At 73.7% G+C, this 15,716-nt stretch carries 14 protein-coding genes; 5 read left to right on the forward strand and 9 right to left on the reverse strand.

Features of this window, described 5'->3' with window-relative positions:
- Positions 1–189: 189 nt before the first annotated feature.
- From ACZ4TV_RS22285 to ACZ4TV_RS22310, 6 genes are all read right to left on the reverse strand, one after another.
- A complete protein-coding gene (locus ACZ4TV_RS22285; protein ID WP_468136464.1) occupies positions 190–1,080 on the reverse strand; it encodes an ECF transporter S component in 891 nt (296 codons plus the stop codon).
- Positions 1,077–3,269: an ABC transporter ATP-binding protein gene (locus ACZ4TV_RS22290; protein WP_468136466.1), complete on the reverse strand. Its 2,193-nt coding sequence runs from the start codon at positions 3,267–3,269 to the stop codon at positions 1,077–1,079. The genes ACZ4TV_RS22285 and ACZ4TV_RS22290 overlap by 4 nt, the downstream gene beginning before the upstream one ends.
- A complete protein-coding gene (locus ACZ4TV_RS22295; protein WP_468136533.1) occupies positions 3,266–4,333 on the reverse strand; it encodes an energy-coupling factor transporter transmembrane component T in 1,068 nt (355 codons plus the stop codon). Before ACZ4TV_RS22295 ends, ACZ4TV_RS22290 begins: the two co-directional genes overlap by 4 nt.
- A 407-nt stretch (positions 4,334–4,740) precedes the next feature.
- On the reverse strand, positions 4,741–5,400 hold the full coding sequence (locus ACZ4TV_RS22300) for an SCO2322 family protein (RefSeq protein WP_468136467.1): 660 nt from the start codon (positions 5,398–5,400) through the stop codon (positions 4,741–4,743).
- Positions 5,400–6,650, reverse strand: a complete 1,251-nt coding sequence (locus tag ACZ4TV_RS22305; RefSeq protein ID WP_468136468.1) for a prenyltransferase/squalene oxidase repeat-containing protein — start codon at positions 6,648–6,650, stop codon at positions 5,400–5,402. Before ACZ4TV_RS22305 ends, ACZ4TV_RS22300 begins: the two co-directional genes overlap by 1 nt.
- 384 nt (positions 6,651–7,034) lie before the next feature.
- Positions 7,035–8,096: an MBL fold metallo-hydrolase gene (locus tag ACZ4TV_RS22310; protein WP_468136469.1), complete on the reverse strand. Its 1,062-nt coding sequence runs from the start codon at positions 8,094–8,096 to the stop codon at positions 7,035–7,037.
- A 216-nt stretch (positions 8,097–8,312) separates the two neighbouring features.
- On the opposite strand from ACZ4TV_RS22310, the gene ACZ4TV_RS22315 reads away from it, so the two are divergent.
- Both ACZ4TV_RS22315 and ACZ4TV_RS22320 read left to right on the forward strand, forming a co-directional pair.
- The gene (locus ACZ4TV_RS22315) at positions 8,313–9,830 is read left to right on the forward strand and encodes an aldehyde dehydrogenase (protein WP_468136470.1); all 1,518 of its coding nucleotides are present in this window, start codon (positions 8,313–8,315) and stop codon (positions 9,828–9,830) included.
- The gene (locus ACZ4TV_RS22320; RefSeq protein ID WP_468136534.1) at positions 9,830–10,063 is read left to right on the forward strand and encodes a ferredoxin; all 234 of its coding nucleotides are present in this window, start codon (positions 9,830–9,832) and stop codon (positions 10,061–10,063) included. The genes ACZ4TV_RS22315 and ACZ4TV_RS22320 overlap by 1 nt, the downstream gene beginning before the upstream one ends.
- 142 nt (positions 10,064–10,205) lie before the next feature.
- On the opposite strand, the gene ACZ4TV_RS22325 is transcribed toward ACZ4TV_RS22320, so the two are convergent.
- Entirely contained in the window at positions 10,206–10,580 is a 375-nt protein-coding gene (locus tag ACZ4TV_RS22325) for a VOC family protein (RefSeq protein WP_468136471.1), read from the reverse strand.
- Between the two features lie 701 nt (positions 10,581–11,281).
- Entirely contained in the window at positions 11,282–11,914 is a 633-nt protein-coding gene (locus ACZ4TV_RS22330) for a TetR family transcriptional regulator (RefSeq protein ID WP_468136472.1), read from the reverse strand.
- Between the two features lie 217 nt (positions 11,915–12,131).
- Here ACZ4TV_RS22330 and ACZ4TV_RS22335 point away from each other — a divergent pair, with 217 nt between their 5' ends.
- The 3 genes from ACZ4TV_RS22335 to ACZ4TV_RS22345 all read left to right on the forward strand — a co-directional run bounded on the left by ACZ4TV_RS22335 (position 12,132) and on the right by ACZ4TV_RS22345 (position 15,320).
- Positions 12,132–13,445, forward strand: a complete 1,314-nt coding sequence (locus ACZ4TV_RS22335) for a glycosyltransferase family 4 protein (protein ID WP_468136473.1) — start codon at positions 12,132–12,134, stop codon at positions 13,443–13,445.
- A 61-nt stretch (positions 13,446–13,506) separates the two neighbouring features.
- Positions 13,507–14,241, forward strand: a complete 735-nt coding sequence (locus ACZ4TV_RS22340; protein WP_468136474.1) for a class I SAM-dependent methyltransferase — start codon at positions 13,507–13,509, stop codon at positions 14,239–14,241.
- Complete coding sequence (locus ACZ4TV_RS22345; RefSeq protein WP_468136475.1) at positions 14,238–15,320, forward strand: prenyltransferase/squalene oxidase repeat-containing protein; 1,083 nt, start codon at positions 14,238–14,240, stop codon at positions 15,318–15,320. The genes ACZ4TV_RS22340 and ACZ4TV_RS22345 overlap by 4 nt, the downstream gene beginning before the upstream one ends.
- Positions 15,321–15,352: 32 nt before the next feature.
- Here ACZ4TV_RS22345 and ACZ4TV_RS22350 read toward each other — a convergent pair whose 3' ends face one another.
- On the reverse strand, positions 15,353–15,655 hold the full coding sequence (locus tag ACZ4TV_RS22350) for a hypothetical protein (protein ID WP_468136476.1): 303 nt from the start codon (positions 15,653–15,655) through the stop codon (positions 15,353–15,355).
- Between the last annotated feature and the right edge of the window lie 61 nt (positions 15,656–15,716).

Genomic DNA, 15,716 nt, shown 5'->3' on the forward strand with positions numbered 1-15,716 from the left:
CTTACTACGGGGCCTCGCAGGTGGGGAGGGGCGGCCCCGCGGTGTTGTGATCAACGTCCGCGCAGGTGGAGGCGCGTACGAAGGGGTGCAAATGGGGCGCTCCATCCCTACTATTGCGTTTCGTATGTGACCTGGGTCCTATGGGGCGGGTCACCGGCAGGGGCCCCGAATGTCACTCTTCGCTACCGTTCATACCCTTTTGCGAGTGTGGTCCGGGCCACTTTCCGCCCCAGAATCGAAGGTGACGGGCGCGTCGAAGGCAGCTTTCCGAGTCGCCCGCCGCAGCGCCTTCAGCAGGGTGGCTCCGAGCGTGAGCGTCAGGACGACGGTCAGCGCCGCCCGGCCCAGGTCCCAGCCCACGGAGGTCGCCAGGCAGTACGCGACGAACCGCGCCAGATTCGCGGCCACTGGCTCCCCCGGATGGAAGGAGATGCCCTGACCCATGCCCTGCAGGATCACCCAGCCCTGCAGGTTCATGACCGTGCCGTACGCGAACGAGCCCACGAAGCCGTACGCGGCCAGCATCAGCAGCTCCGCCCGGCCCCGGATCCGCTCCGGTCCGGGCAGCAACCCGGCACCCAGCGAGAACCAGCCCATGGCCAGCATCTGGAACGGCATCCACGGCCCGACCCCGCCGGTCAGCAGGGCGGAGGCGAACATCGTCACCGAGCCCAGGACGAAACCGAAGCCGGGACCGAGGACGCGTCCGCTGAGCACCATCAGGAAGAACATGGGCTCCAGCCCGGCCGTGCCCGCGCCCAGTGGTCTCAGCGCCGCCCCGACCGCGGCGAGCACGCCGAGCATCGCGACGGCCTTGGCGTCCATGCCGTTGTCGGCGATGGTCGCGACGACGACGGCGACGAGGAGGGGGAGGAGCGCGGCGAAGAGCCACGGGGCGTCCTGGGAGTGGGCCAGCCCGGACTGGCGGTCGGCGAGCAGCGGCCAGCCGAAGGCCGCGATGCCGAGGAGGGTGACGAGGATCAGGGCGACGGCGGCGCGGGGGCCGATGCGTATGGGGCGGGCGGGGCGGGTAGGGCGTACGGGGCGGGTAGGGGGTACGGGGCGGGTGGGGCGGCTCATCGGGGCTCCGCCGCGTCGAGGGCCTCGGCGACCTGGCGCACGGTGAGCCAGTGGCCCGGGGCCAGGACCTTCGCCACCTGGGGCGCGAAGGCGGGGGAGGAGACGACGACCTCGGCGGTCGGGCCGTCCGCGACGATCTCGCCGCCGGCCAGGATCACCACGCGGTGGGCCAGCTCGGCGGCGAGCTCGACGTCGTGGGTGGCGAGGACGATGGCGTGGCCGTCGGCGGCGAGGCCGCGCAGGATCTCGATCAGGCGGACCTTGGCGGCGTAGTCCAGGCCGCGGGTGGGTTCGTCGAGGAGCAGCAGGGCGGGGCGGCCGGTGAGGACGAGCGCCAGGGCAAGGGCCAGGCGCTGGCCCTCGGAGAGATCACGGGGGTGGATGTCGTCGGGGACGCCCGGAAGCAGGGCGGAGACGAGATCCCGGCAGGTACCGGGGGCCGCGCCGGCGTCGGAGTCGGCGGCGGCGCACTCGGCGGCGACGGTGTCGGCGTAGAGGAGGTCGCGGGGCTCCTGCGGGACGAGGCCGACGCGGCGCACCATCTCGGGCGGCGGCGTGCGGTGGGGGGTGCGGCCGCCGACGGTCACCTCGCCGGTGGTGGGGGCGACCGTACCGACGAGGGTGGAGAGGAGGGTGGACTTGCCGGCGCCGTTGCGGCCCATGAGGGCGATGGTCTCGCCGGGGGCCACGGTGAGGGTGATCTCGCGCAGGGCCTCTACGCGGCCGCGGTGTACGCCGAGGTTTCGGGCCTGGGCCGGTCCCCTGTCCGGGGCGGGCGCGGGGCTGGGGGCAGGGCTCGGCTTGCTCCGGCGCAGCAGGCGCGAAAACAGCCCGGAGGCTCCGCTGCTGTGGGCTCCGCCCCCAGACCCCCGCGCCTCAAACGCCGGCGAGGCTGAACACGGCACGGGTCGGGGCACGGCCCCGTCGGGCTGCGGCGGCAGATTCAGCCCCGCCGGCGTTTGAGGCGCGGGGTCCGGGGCGGAGCCCTGGGAGGCGGCGCCGCGGGCGGAGTCGGGCAGCACACCCAGCCCCGCTCCGGGCAGGGTTCCGTCGGGCTGCGGCGGCAGATTCAGCCCCGCCGGCGTTTGAGGCGCGGGGTCCGGGGCGGAGCCCTGGGAGGCGGCGCCGCGGGCGGGGTCGGGCAGCACGCCCAGCCCCGCTCCGGGCGGGGTCCCGTCGGGCTGGGGCGGCAGATTCAGCCTCGCCGGCGTTTGAGGCGCGGGGTCCGGGGCGGAGCCCTGGGAGGCGGCGCCGCGGGCGGGGGCGGGCAGCGGCTGCGCGGGGTGTTCGGGGGCCGGGGCGGGCAAGGGCAGCCGGTGCGCGCGGTGGGCCGAAGCCGGGGCCGGGCCCGAGAGGCTGCGTACCCCGGCGGGAGCCGAGAGGCGGGTGAGCAACGGCGCAGCCGCGCGTCGGGCGTCGCGGACCGACAGGGGGAGCGGGGACCACCCCGCGAGGCGACCCAGCGAGACCACCGGCGGGTGGACCGGGGAGACGGCCATGACGTCCGCCGGGCTCCCGAGGACCGGCGCCGCGCCCGGGGAGGGCAGGAGCAGCACCTGGTCGGCGTACTGGACCACCCGCTCCAGCCGGTGCTCCGCCATCAGCACGGTGGTGCCCAGGTCGTGGACCAGGCGCTGGAGGACCGCCAGGACCTCCTCCGCCGCCGCCGGGTCCAGCGCGGACGTCGGCTCGTCCAGCACCAGCACCTTCGGGTGCGGGGTCAGGACCGAGCCGATCGCGACCCGCTGCTGCTGGCCGCCGGACAACGTCGCGATCGGCCGGTCGCGCAGATCGTTCAGCCCCAGCAGGTCGAGGGTCTCCTCCACCCGGCGGCGCATCACGGCGGGCGGCAGGCCCAGGGACTCCATGCCGTAGGCCAGCTCGTCCTCCACCACGTCCGTCACGAAGTGCGCGAGCGGATCCTGGCCGACCGTGCCCACCACGTCCGCGAGCTCGCGCGGCTTGTGCGTACGCGTGTCACGCCCCGCGACCGTGACCCGGCCGCGCAGGGTGCCGCCCGTGAAGTGCGGGACCAGCCCGGAGACCGCCCCCAGCAGGGTGGACTTGCCGACCCCCGAGGGGCCGACCAGCAGCGTCAGCTCCCCCTCGGGGATGGTCAGGTCGACGCCCCGGAGGGAGGGGCCGGTCGCACCCTCGTAGGTGACCGACACCTGCTCGAAGCGGATCATCGCGATGCCTCCTTGGGCGGCGGCGGTACGGGTGCCACGAAGGCGGGCAGCAGGCCGATCAGGATCGCGGCCGCCGGCCACAGCGGGAGCGCGGGGGCCACCAGCGGGACCACGCCCGGGTGCAGACCGGCGGGGTCGAGGGCGGCGGCGCGGATCAGCAGCACGGCGACGGCCGCGCCCGATCCGGCGACGAGCCAGGCGCGCGGCCCCCAGCGGTCGGGCCGGTAGCGGCTCCGCACCGACCGGCGCCCGCCGAGCCGCAGGCCCGCGAGGGCCAGGACGACGCCGATGCCGAGCACGGGGAGCCCGTACGCGGCCCCCTGCGCGGCGAGCAGCCCGTACGTACCCGCGCACATGCCGAGCAGACCGCCGAGGGTGAGGACGTTGGTGGTGTGCCGGACGGCGGGCGGGACCTGCGCCGTACGCCCGTACCCGCGCGCGTCCATCGAAGCGGCGAGGGCGACGGAGCGTTCCAGGGCGCCCTCCAGGACCGGCAGGCCGATCTGCAGGACGGCCTTCACCCCGCCGGTGGGGCGGCCGCGCAGCCGGCGGGCGGTGCGCAGGCGGACGACGTCGGCGACCATGTTCGGCGCGAAGGTCATGGCGACGACGACGGCGACCCCGGCCTCGTAGAGGGCGGCCGGGAGGGACTTGAGGAGCCGGGCCGGATTGGCGAGGGCGTTCGCGGCGCCGACGCAGATGAGGAGGGTGGCCAGCTTCGCGCCGTCGTAGAAGGCGAAGACGAGCTGCTCGGCGGTGACCCTGCCGCCGAGGCGGATGCCCTGGGCCCAGGCGGGGAGGGGGAGCTCCGGCAGGGCGAAGAGGGTGTGCGAGCCGGGGAGGGGGGAGCCGAGGAGCATGGAGAAGAACAGGCGCAGGCCGATGACGAAGAGGCCGAGCTTGAGGAAGGCCCCGTAGGAACGGGCCCAGGGCGCGTCCGTGCGGCGGGCCGCGACCACGTATCCGGCGACGCCGATGACCAGCCCGAGGAGGAGGGGGTTGGTGGTGCGGGAGGCGGCGGTGGCGAGGCCGAGGGCCCAGAGCCACCAGGCTCCCGCGTGCAGGGCCGAGGCACGACCGGCGTGCGGGGCGCTCCACCTCTTGTACGTCGACCGGTGCGAGGGATCCGGCGCCCCGGGCCGGCTCCGCGGGGGCGGGGTCACGTCGCCGGGTGCGGCTCCGGTGGATCCGCCCCGGGCCTCCGGCGGGCTGGGGTACCTCACCGCACCTGTGCGGGCCGCACTCCGGCCGCGGGCTTGATGCACGGGCTCTGCCCGGACCCGGTCCTCAAACGCCGGACGGGCTGAAAAAGCCCGCCCCGCCGGCGTTCGATGCGCGGGCTCCTGGGCGGAGCCCCGGCACTCGGCCGGAGCCGCGGGAGCTGCCGGAGCCGCGGCGGCGGTGGTGGTGGGGCCGTCCGGCGGTGGGGGCGGGGCCGGGGCGTCGTCGGGGGGCGGGGTGGTGGGGGGTGTCATCGGGGGCGGCGGCGGGACTGCCAGATGGCGGCGCCGGCCAGGGCCGCCACCGCTGCGGCGCCGGCCAGCACGCCCGCCGACGGGCCGCTGCCGGACTCCGAGCCGGGCGTGGAGGCCGCGTCGGCCATCGGCTCGCCGCAGCCCTGCTTCGGGTAGCCCGAGACCGCGCAGAGCAGCGCGGCGCTGTTGTAGCGCAGCGGCTTCGCGACCGCCGCCAGTGCCTCGGCCGCCGTGGCCTCCGGGGCCACCTGCGCGCAGGCCGTGCGCGGCTCCGGCTGCGGCGGGGCGTCGCCCGCCGCGGCGTCCGCCGGGACACCGAAGTCGATGACCAGCGCCACCCGCTTCTTGCCCTCCGCCGCCGGGGTCGTCGAGCAGATCGCCGTGAAGTCCGCCGCCGCCCGCGGCTGCGCCGCCTCGGCCGCTGCGTCCTTGCTCACCGCGAAGCGGAAGCCCTGCACCGAGCCGTCCGCCGGACGGGCCGTCGAAGGGCCCACGGACGCGTACGCCCACCGGCCGCCCGCGCCGTCCCAGAAAGACCAGTAGCGGTAGCTCGACGCCAGGGCCGGGGCGGCGGCCACCACGGTGAGGGTGAGGACGACGCCGAGCGCGAGGGCGAACGCGAGGGCGAACGCGAGGGCGGGCGGGCGACGGCGCATCAGAGCTGGTTCTTCTTCCGGCGGCCGCTCAGCAGGATGCCGATGCCCACACCGGCCGCGGCGCCCGCGCCGATGATCCACCAGACGTTCTGGCCGCCGGAGGGCTTGTCCTCCTCACCGTCCACGGTGGTCGCGGACGTGTCCGCGCCCTGCGGGGCCGGGCCCGTCGCGTTCAGCGCCGCGACGAGGTCGGTGCCGCCGAAGGACTTCGGGTCCGTCCCCGTCGCGTGCGCGGCGAGGATCAGCGTCCCCAGGCCCGCCGGGCTGCCCTTCGCCCACTCGGCCGAGTTGCCCTTGAGCCACTCCAGCGCGCCCGCCGCCGACTGCTTGTGCCCGGCCGCGGCCAGGGCGATCACCGCGTCGGCGGTGTTGCCGGTGTCCGGGGTGGGCTGCTCCGCGCCCGGGGTCACGGCCGTGAGGTGGCCGTCCTTCTTGAGGGCCTCGGCCAGGTAGCCGGCCGCGCCTTGGGCGGCGGCCGCCGGGTCGGCGGCGCCCGCCGGGCAGGCCAGGGCCGTGGCCGGGGTGTCCGTGGCGGACGGGACGACGGCCGCGCCCTTGCCGAGGCCGGCGAGCGTCGCCGCGGCCGTGGCGTCGGCGTTCGCGAGCAGCTTGCCGTCGGCCGGCTGGTACGCGAAGGCGCCCCGGTCGGTGGCCGGCTCGGCCGCGCAGCCCAGCTGGAAGGAGAGCAGGCCCTCGTACGCGGACCGGCCCGCCTTCGACGTGACCTCGGCCGGCTTCTCGCCCGCCACGGCCAGCGCGCTGATCACCAGGGAGGTGGAGTTGGCGTCGCTCGGGGAGCCGGGTACGTAGCTCCAGCCGCCGTCCTCGTTCTGGACGGATTTGAGCCAGTCGACGCTCTTCTTGACCGCCGCGTCCTGGCCGCCGAGCGCCTTCAGCGCCTGCACGGCCGCCGCGGTGGCGTTCGTGTCGAGCATCGTCGTCGCGTCGCACGCCGCGCCCGCGTCCGCGCGGAAGGAGGCGAAGCCGCCGTTGGCGCAGCTCTGGCCCGCCAGCCAGTCCACGGCCTGCCGGGCGGGCTTGACGCCGACGGTGTGCTGGGCGAGCAGGGCGAAGGACTGCCGCCACACGCCGTCGTAGGTGGGGTCGTTCTTGCCGTAGAGCCCGGAGGGGATGACCGCAGGCGCGGAGGGCGAGGCGGGCGGCGCGGTGTCGGCGAGGGCCGCGGGGGCGACGCCCACGCAGAGCACGGCGGAGGCGGCGAGCGCGGCGGCGCTGCGACGGACGATCATGGGGGCGGGTGCCTCTCCTGCTGGGGAACCGAAGGCAGGCACGCACAGGCACCGGGCTCCGGCTCCGTTTACCTCGACGGTGCCGGCCGCCGGAGGACCCGGCGGCACGAGCCGCGCACTTCCGGTACAGGGCATTCCGGCTCCCCGCCCCGGGGGTGTGTGCCGGGAGTGGGTCACGGTTGCGGGTCAGCGCCGGATTCGCACCGGCTTCCCCCCGTACGGAAGTGTGGACGACGGGCTCACTGTACCGGCACGTAGGGTGCGCACCCGGGGGCGCCGGATGCGGGTGCCCCTTACCCGTACCCCTTACCCGTAACCGTGCCGTACCCTCTGCCGCGCCTCCTGCCCGTGCCTGTCGCCCGCTCTTTCACAGCGCCCGCTCTTTCACAGCGCCCGGTACGTCACCGGGTCCGTGCCCGGGACCGCCTCGGCGCGGCCCTGCTTCACCAGCCGCCGCAGGTGCGCCTCCGCCTCGGAGACGGCGATATTGCGGGAGCCGTACGGGATCTGCTCCCAGGGCCGGTTCCACTCCATGCGCTCCGCCAGCCCCCACGGGGTCAGTGGCTCGGCCAGCAGCGCCCACAGCCCGGACAGCCGTTCCTCGTGGTGCTCCAGCAGCTCCCGTACGCGGGAGGGAGCGTCGGTGAAGGCGTGCTGGTGGGCCGGGAGCACCTCGGCGGGCGCCAGACGGCCGACGCGTTCGAGGGAGTCGAGGTAGTCGCCGAGGGGGTCGGTGACGCGGGTGTCCTCCGGGGCCTCGTACAGGCCGATGTGCGGGGAGATCCCGGGCAGCAGGTGGTCCCCGGAGAAGAGGCGGCCGTTGCCGGGGAGGTTCGCCGGGTGCTGTTCCTCCAGGTGCAGGCAGACGTGGCCGGGGGTGTGCCCCGGGGTCCAGATCGCGCGCAGCCGGCGCCCGGCGAGGGGCAGCAGCTCGGCGGGGACGATCTCCCGGTCGGGGACCGCGGCGCGCAGGCCGGGCAGGGTCCGCATCCGGCCGCTCGCGCGGGCGGCGCGCAGCGGAGCGATGTGTTCCTCGGGTGCTCCGGCGGCGGCCAGCTTCGCGCTCATGTAGTCGAACCAGACGCCGGGCTCGGAGGCGCGGGTGCGTACGACGACCTCGGTGTCGGCGGCGTGCATGGCGATCCAGGCGCCGGACGCCTCGCGGACCTGTCCGGACAGGCCGTGGTGGTCGGGGTGGTGGTGGGTGATGACCACGCCGTGGACGTCGGCGACGGCGATGCCGAGTGCGGCGAGGCCGGCGACGAGGGTGTCCCAGGACTCGGGGTCGTCCCAGCCGGTGTCGACGAGGACCGGGCCGCGGTCGGTGTCGAGGACGTGGACGAGGGTGTGCCCGAGGGGGTTGTCGGGGATGGGGACCTTGATCCCCCACACGCCTCCGCCGTGATCGGTGACGTCTGACGTGCTCGGTGACGTGTCCTCCGGCATGAGCCCTCCCCTGTCGCCGCCGCCCTCTGACGAGAACGCGTTTCAGTAGTAGCCCAAGTCGACCATCTTGCGGGCGTTCTGACTAGACGTTGGATCTTCTCCGGTGTTTCGGCCCGGTCCGGCCTCGGCGTGTCCTCGGCGTGTCCTGGCCGTGGACTCCTCTAACTAGAACTGGTATCAGTTCTGGAACGTCTCAAGCCGCAGGAGGCCTCAGCCATGACCGAGCTCGTGGAACACGGACAACTGTTCATCGGCGGGGAGTGGACGGATCCGCTGGGCACCGACACGATCCGGATCGTCTCCCCCCACACCGAGCAGGTCATCGGCTCCGTCCCGCACGCCTCGAAGGCGGACGTCGACCGCGCTGTCGCTGTTGCGCGCAAGGCGTTCGACGAGGGCCCCTGGCCGCGGATGACCCTGGACGAGCGCATCGCCGTCGTCACCCGCATCAAGGACGCCATCGCCGTCCGGCACGAGGAGATCGCCCGCTCGATCAGCTCCCAGAACGGATCCCCGTACTCCTGGAGCATCCTCGCGCAGGCGCTGGGGCCGATGATGGTCTACGACGCCGCCATCACGGTCGCCCGCGGCTATCCGTACGAGGAGCACCGTCAGGGCGTGCTCGGCCCGATCCTGGTGCGCCGGGAGCCGGTGGGCGTGGTCGCCGCCGTCATCCCGTGGAACGTCCCGCAGTTCGTGGCCGCGGCCAAACTGGCCCCGGCGCTGCTGACGGGGTCGACGGTGATCCTCAAGCCGTCCCCCGAAGCGCCGCTGGACTCCTACATCCTGGCCGACATCGTGCGGGAGGCCGGACTTCCCGAGGGCGTGCTGTCGATCCTGCCCGCCGATCGCGAGGTCAGCGAGTACCTGGTCGGCCACCCGGGCATCGACAAGGTCGCCTTCACCGGCTCGGTCGCGGCCGGCAAGCGCGTGATGGAGGTCGCGGCGCGCAACCTCACCCGGGTCACCCTCGAACTCGGCGGCAAATCGGCGGCCGTCGTCCTCCCCGACGCCGACGTGGAGAGCGCGATCGCCGGGATCGTGCCCGCGGCCTGGATGAACAACGGCCAGGCGTGCGTGGCCCAGACCCGGATCCTGGCCCCGCGCAGCCGGTACGAGGAGGTGGCCGAGGCGCTCGCGGCGGCGGCCGGCGCGCTGGTCGTCGGCGACCCGCTCGACCCGGCGACCCAGCTCGGCCCGCTCGTGGCCCGGCGCCAGCAGCAGCGCTCCCTGGACTACATCCGGATCGGCCAGGAGGAGGGGGCGAAGATCCTCTCCGGTGGCGGCCGCCCGGCGGGGCTGGAGCACGGCTGGTACGTGGAGCCCACCCTCTTCGGGGACGTCGACAACTCCATGCGGATCGCGCGCGAGGAGATCTTCGGCCCGGTCGTCTGCCTGATCCCGTACGGGGACGAGGCGGAGGCGGTACGGGTCGCCAACGACTCCGACTTCGGCCTCAGCGGCAGCGTGTGGACCGGCGACGTCGAGCACGGCATCGACTTCGCCCGGCAGATCCGCACCGGGACCTTCAACGTGAACACCTTCAGCCTGGACATGCTGGGCCCGTTCGGCGGCTACAAGAACAGCGGCCTGGGCCGGGAGTTCGGGCCGGAGGGCCTGAGCGAGTACCTGGAGCACAAGATGATCCACCTCCCGGCGACGTATACGACGCATTCATCGGGTGCGGGTGCGGGTGCGGGTGCGGGTGCGGGTGCGGGCGGGGCGGGTGAATGATGGGTGACCGCTGGCAGGTCGAGGTGGACCGGGGGGTCTGCATCGGCTCGGGCATGTGCGTGAACCACGCCCCGGACGGCTTCGTCCTGGACTCGGCGCGCCAGTCCCACCCCCGCACCCCGCAGTCGGACGCGAACGAACCGATCCTCACGGCGGCGGAGGGCTGCCCGGTGGAGGCCATCCTGATCACCCTGGCCACGACCGGCGAACCGGTCTTTCCGCCGGAGGAGTAGGGGCCTTGGGGCTCTCGGCGGGGGGGGGGTAGCGGCTTTGGCGCTCCCGCCGGAGGGTTAGTGGCCGTGGCGCTCCCGCCGGGGGGCCGGGCCGGCGGGGGCGGGGCCGGCGGGGGCCGGCTTACGCATACGCGTACGGCCGTCACCGCGTCCGTTCGGCGGCGCTGCGCTCGACGCAGAACTCGTTGCCCTCGGGGTCGGCGAGGGTCACCCAGCCGCTCCCGTCGGCCTTGCGGTGATCGCCGACAACGGTGGCCCCCAGGGCGAGGATGCGCTCCACTTCCTCATCGCGCGACCGGTCCTGTGGCTGAAGGTCCACGTGCACCCGGTTCTTCACGGCCTTGGCGTCGGGCACCGTCACGAACAGCAGGGTCGAACCGGGCGCCGTGACCAGGGCCTCGGGGTCCCCGGGAAAGTCATCGTCAGCGAGCGAGCCGTCCAGGACATCGGCCCAGAACTGGCCCAGGCGGTAGGCGTCGGAGCAGTCGAAGGTGAGGTGTCGCACGAGAGAGGCCATGCGGCGCACTATCGGATAGGCCGACGGCCACTGTCCACCGAAATTGGCCCGGGGGGCTTTGGGGGGCCTGTTGCCCTGGGGCGGGATCAGGGAGGGTTTGGGGGTTTCCCGTCAGTCCCATCGTCTCTCCGTGTCGGGCCGGTCCCTCAAGGGCGCTCCTCCTTCGTCGTCGCGTCGCTGCGCGATGGCCTTCGGCCACCCTTGACCGACCGTCCCGCCCCGGACATACGAGGACAGCCGGGAAACCCCCAAAGGAACGAGCCGGGGGTTCCTTTTCAGGGACGGGGCGGCGGTCGGAGATGCCCGGCGGGGCGGGGGAGCGCGTCCGATCGCTACGCGCTTCGCACGGCTTGGCGTCCGGCCGCCGTCTGGGGCTGGGCATAAGCCGCCACCGATCGCTACGCGCTTCTCGATGACGGCGGCCTGCCCCCGTCTGAAGCTGGGCGCGGGCGCCACCGATCGCTCCGCGCTTCTCGATGACGGCGGCCTGCCCCCGTCTGGGGCCGGGCATAAGCCGCCACAGATCGCTACGTGCTCCGCACGTCTCAGCGGCCGGCCCCCGTCTGGGGCCGGGCATAAGCCGCCACAGATCGCTACGCGCTTCTCCCGTCTCAGCGTCCGGCCGCCGTCTGGGGTTGGGCGGGGGCGCCCGGCGGCGGCCGGCCCCTGCCTGTGGCTGGAGGGCTGGTTCAGGGGTGGCTTCAGGCCTTTTCCGGGGACGTCAGGTCGATCAGGCGGCAGACCATTTCGATGTCGATCTTGACCTGGGCGATCGACGCGCGGCCGGAGAGCCACGTGATCAGTGCCGAGTGCCAGGTGTGCTCGATGACGCGGACCGCCGAGAGCTGTTCCGCTGTCGGCGGCTCCTCCAGGCCCATCGCGTCCAGGATGATCGCCGTGGTCAGCCGGGACACCGTGTCCACCTCGGGGCTCACGCTGCGGTCCGCGAAGGTCAGCGCCCGCACCATCGCGTCGGCCAGCTGCGGTTCGCGCTGGAGGGCGCGGAAGGCCCGCATCAGGGTCTCCGCGACCCTGGCCGCCGGCTCGTCCCCGGCCGGCGGGCGTTTGCGCAGCGTGGTGTGCATGTGCTGGAGCTGGTCCTGCATGGTGGCGACCAGCAGGTGCACCTTGGACGGGAAGTAGCGGTAGAGCGTGCCCAGCGCCACGCCGGCCGCCTCCGCGACCTCGCGCATCTGGACGGCGTCGAAACCGCCCCGGCTCGCCAACTGGGCGCTGGCGTGCAGGATCCGGCGGCGGCGCGCCTCCTGGCGTTCCGTCAGGGGAGGCGACGCCGGTGTGGTGACCGTGCCGACGGCCTTCGCTTCCGCTGTCATGTGCCCCGTTCCGTGTCATTGCGCGGGCTGATTCCGGGCTGATCCGGAGCCAGCATGGCAGGCGCCGCAGCCGTGGCGCGAATCACCTGCTCCGCCTCTTACGGTGTGGTTTCCGGCCGGTAGATTCAATGGTCTTCAACGGATCAAGTCTGAAACTTGTTCTACATTATCCGAGCGGTTACGCTCCGGCGAAAGTGCAGGGAGAAGGGGGCCGAGAGTGACCGCTGAGGCCATGGTGACGAGCCCTTTCGCGGGTTCCGCCACCGACGGCGACCGCCCGCTGCGTATCGCACTCCTCACCTATAAGGGGAACCCGTTCTGCGGCGGCCAGGGCGTCTACGTCCGCCACCTCTCGCGCGAGCTCGTACGCCTGGGGCACTGCGTCGAAGTCATCGGCGCACAGCCCTACCCGGTGCTCGACACGGGCGCCTCGCTCACCGAGCTCCCGAGCCTGGACCTCTACCGCAGCCCCGACCCCTTCCGCACGCCGAAGCGCGACGAGTACCGGGACTGGATCGACGCGCTGGAGGTCGCCACCATGTGGACCGGCGGCTTCCCCGAGCCGCTGACCTTCTCGCTGCGCGCCCGCAGGCATCTCGCCGCACGCGCCGGTGACTTCGACGTGATCCACGACAACCAGACCCTGGGCTACGGGCTGCTGGCGGACCTGGGCGCGCCCCTGGTGACCACGATCCACCACCCCATCACCGTCGACCGCCGGCTCGACCTCGACGCCGCGAAGGACCGCAAGAAGCGGGCCTCCGTGCGCCGTTGGTACGCCTTCACCCGCATGCAGGGCCGCGTGGCCCGCAGGCTGCCGTCCGTGCTCACCGTCTCCGGATCCTCCAAGCAGGAGATCGCCCAGCACCTCGGCGTCCAGGACGAGCGCATCCACGTCGTGCACATCGGCGCCGACACCGACCTCTGGTCGCCGGACCCCTCCGTGGCCGAGGTGCCCGGCCGCATCGTCACCACCTCCAGCGCCGACGTGCCGCTCAAGGGGCTCGTGTACCTCGTCGAGGCGCTCGCGAAGCTGCGTACCGAGCAGCCCGAGGCCCACCTCGTCGTCGTCGGCAAGCGCGCCGAGCGGGGGCCGGTGGCCCGCGCGATCGAGACGTACGGGCTCCAGGACGCGGTCCGCTTCGTCAAGGGCGTCACCGACGCCGAACTCGTCGACCTGGTGCGCAGCGCGCAGGTGGCGTGCGTGCCGTCCCTGTACGAGGGCTTCTCGCTCCCGGCGGCCGAAGCCATGGCCACCGGCACCCCGCTCGTCGCCACCACCGGCGGCGCGATCCCCGAGGTCGCCGGCCCCGACGGCGAGACCTGCCTCGCGGTGCCGCCCGGCGACGCGGACGCACTGGCCGCCGCGCTGGGCCGGATGCTGGGCGACCCGCAGCTGCGGGCCCGCCTCGGCGCCGCCGGGCGCGAACGGGTCCTGACCCGCTTCACGTGGGCCAAGGCCGCCGAGGGCACCGCCGCGCACTACCGCGCCGCCATCGAGCAGGCCGCCCGTACCCGCCGCGCGCGGTGACCTTCCGCCTTTTCCACACCACCCCCTCCGTACACCCCCGCGACCGCGAAGGCAGGACCCCGTGCTGACCGTCGATTTCTCCCGGTTCCCGCTCGCCGCAGGCGACCGCGTACTCGATCTGGGCTGCGGCGCAGGCCGGCACGCCTTCGAGTGCTACCGGAGAGGCGCCCAGGTGGTCGCCGTCGACCGCAACGGCGAGGAGATCCGCGAGGTCGCCAAGTGGTTCGCCGCCATGAAGGAGGCCGGTGAGGCACCGGCCGGGGCCACCGCCACCGCCATGGAGGGCGACGCGCTCGCCCTGCCCTTCCCCGACGAGTCCTTCGACGTCGTCATCATCTCCGAGGTCATGGAGCACATCCCCGACGACAAGGGAGTGCTCGCCGAGATGGTGCGCGTGCTCAAGCCCGGCGGGCGCATCGCCATCACCGTCCCGCGCTACGGCCCCGAGAAGATCTGCTGGGCGCTCTCCGACGCCTACCACGAGGTCGAGGGCGGCCACATCCGCATCTACAAGGCGGACGAGCTGCTCGGCAAGATGAAGGCCGCGGGCCTCAAGCCGTACGGCACGCACCACGCGCACGGGCTGCACTCCCCGTACTGGTGGCTCAAGTGCGCCTTCGGCGTCGACAACGACAAGGCGCTGCCCGTCAAGGCGTACCACAAGCTCCTGGTCTGGGACATCATGAAGAAGCCGCTGGCCACGCGGCTCGCCGAGCAGGCGCTGAACCCGCTCATCGGCAAGAGCTTCGTGGCGTACGCGACCAAGCCCCACCTCCCCGTCGGCGCCGCCCAGTGAGCTCACCCGGGCGCACCGAGCACCTGGTCCTGGACGGCGTACTGACCGCCGAGCAGGCCGCCGAGACGGTGGCGGGCATCCTCGCCGCCCAGCGCGGCGACGGAGCCATACCGTGGTTCCGCGGGCACCACCTCGACCCGTGGGATCACACCGAGGCGGCGATGGCGCTGGACGCGGCCGGTGAACACGCGGCCGCCGAGCGGGCGTACGCGTGGCTGGCCCGGCACCAGAACCGGGACGGCTCCTGGTACGCCGCCTACGCCGACCGGCCGGACGGCGTGGACACCGCCGAGCCGCAGGACGCCGGCCGCGAGAGCAACTTCACCGCGTACATAGCCGTCGGCGTCTGGCACCACTACCTGTCCACCGGCGACGACACCTTCCTCGACCGCATGTGGCCGGCCGTCTACGCGGCCGTGGAGTGCGTCCTCACGCTCCAGCAGCCGGGCGGCGAGATCGGCTGGAAGCGGGAGGCGGACGGCACGGCCGTCACGGACGCCCTCCTCACCGGGTCCTCCTCCATCCACCAGGCGCTGCGCTGCGCGCTGGCCATCGCCGAACACCGCGAGGAGCCGCAGCCCGACTGGGAGCTCGCCGCGGGCGCGCTGCGCCATGCCATCCGCCGCCACCCCGAGCGGTTCCTCGACAAGAACCGCTACTCGATGGACTGGTACTACCCGGTTCTCGGCGGGGCGCTGACGGGCGCGGAGGCGAAGGCGCGGATCGACGGGCGCTGGGACGAGTTCGTGGTCCCGGACCTGGGTGTGCGCTGCGTCCTGCCGAACCCGTGGGTGACGGGCGGCGAGTCCTGCGAGCTGGCGCTCGCGCTGTGGGCGACGGGGGAGTCGGACCGGGCGCTGGAGATCCTGCGGTCGATCACTCATCTGCGCGCGGACAACGGCATGTACTGGACGGGGTACGTGTTCCAGGACGAGGCGGTCTGGCCGGTGGAGCAGACGACGTGGACCGCCGGGTCCCTGCTGCTCGCCGTGGCGGCGCTGGGCGGGGACGAGGCGACCACCGCGGTGTTCGGGGGGCTTGCCCTGCCGAGCGGGCTGGAGCCCGACTGCTGTGACTAGGCGATGTCCGGGCGGACGGCCTCCGGGCTGATTCAGCGGCGGTAGAGCCATCCGGCGACGGCGTGGCCGACGAGGAGGTAGACGACGGCGGCGAGGCCGTAGCCGACCACCACCTGGATCCACTCGCGGCTGAAGGTGAACAGGTCGTAGGACCAGCCGGCCAGCCAGCTGGCGACGTCGTGGACGAAGTCGACCAGTTCGTTGCCCTGGTTGGCCTCCAGCAGGTACAGCAGGATCCACAGGGCGATCACGAAGGCCAGCACGTCCGCCACCAGTGCGACGGCCCGGCCTGCCTGACTGCTTCCTCGGGCGTGTACTCGGGTGTGTGTGCGCATGCCCCGCGTTTTGCCGCCAGGGCGGGGGGTAAACCCGAACGGGTCGCCCGCGTGGCGGAGC

The organism is Streptomyces sp. NPDC028910 (genome assembly GCF_055564955.1).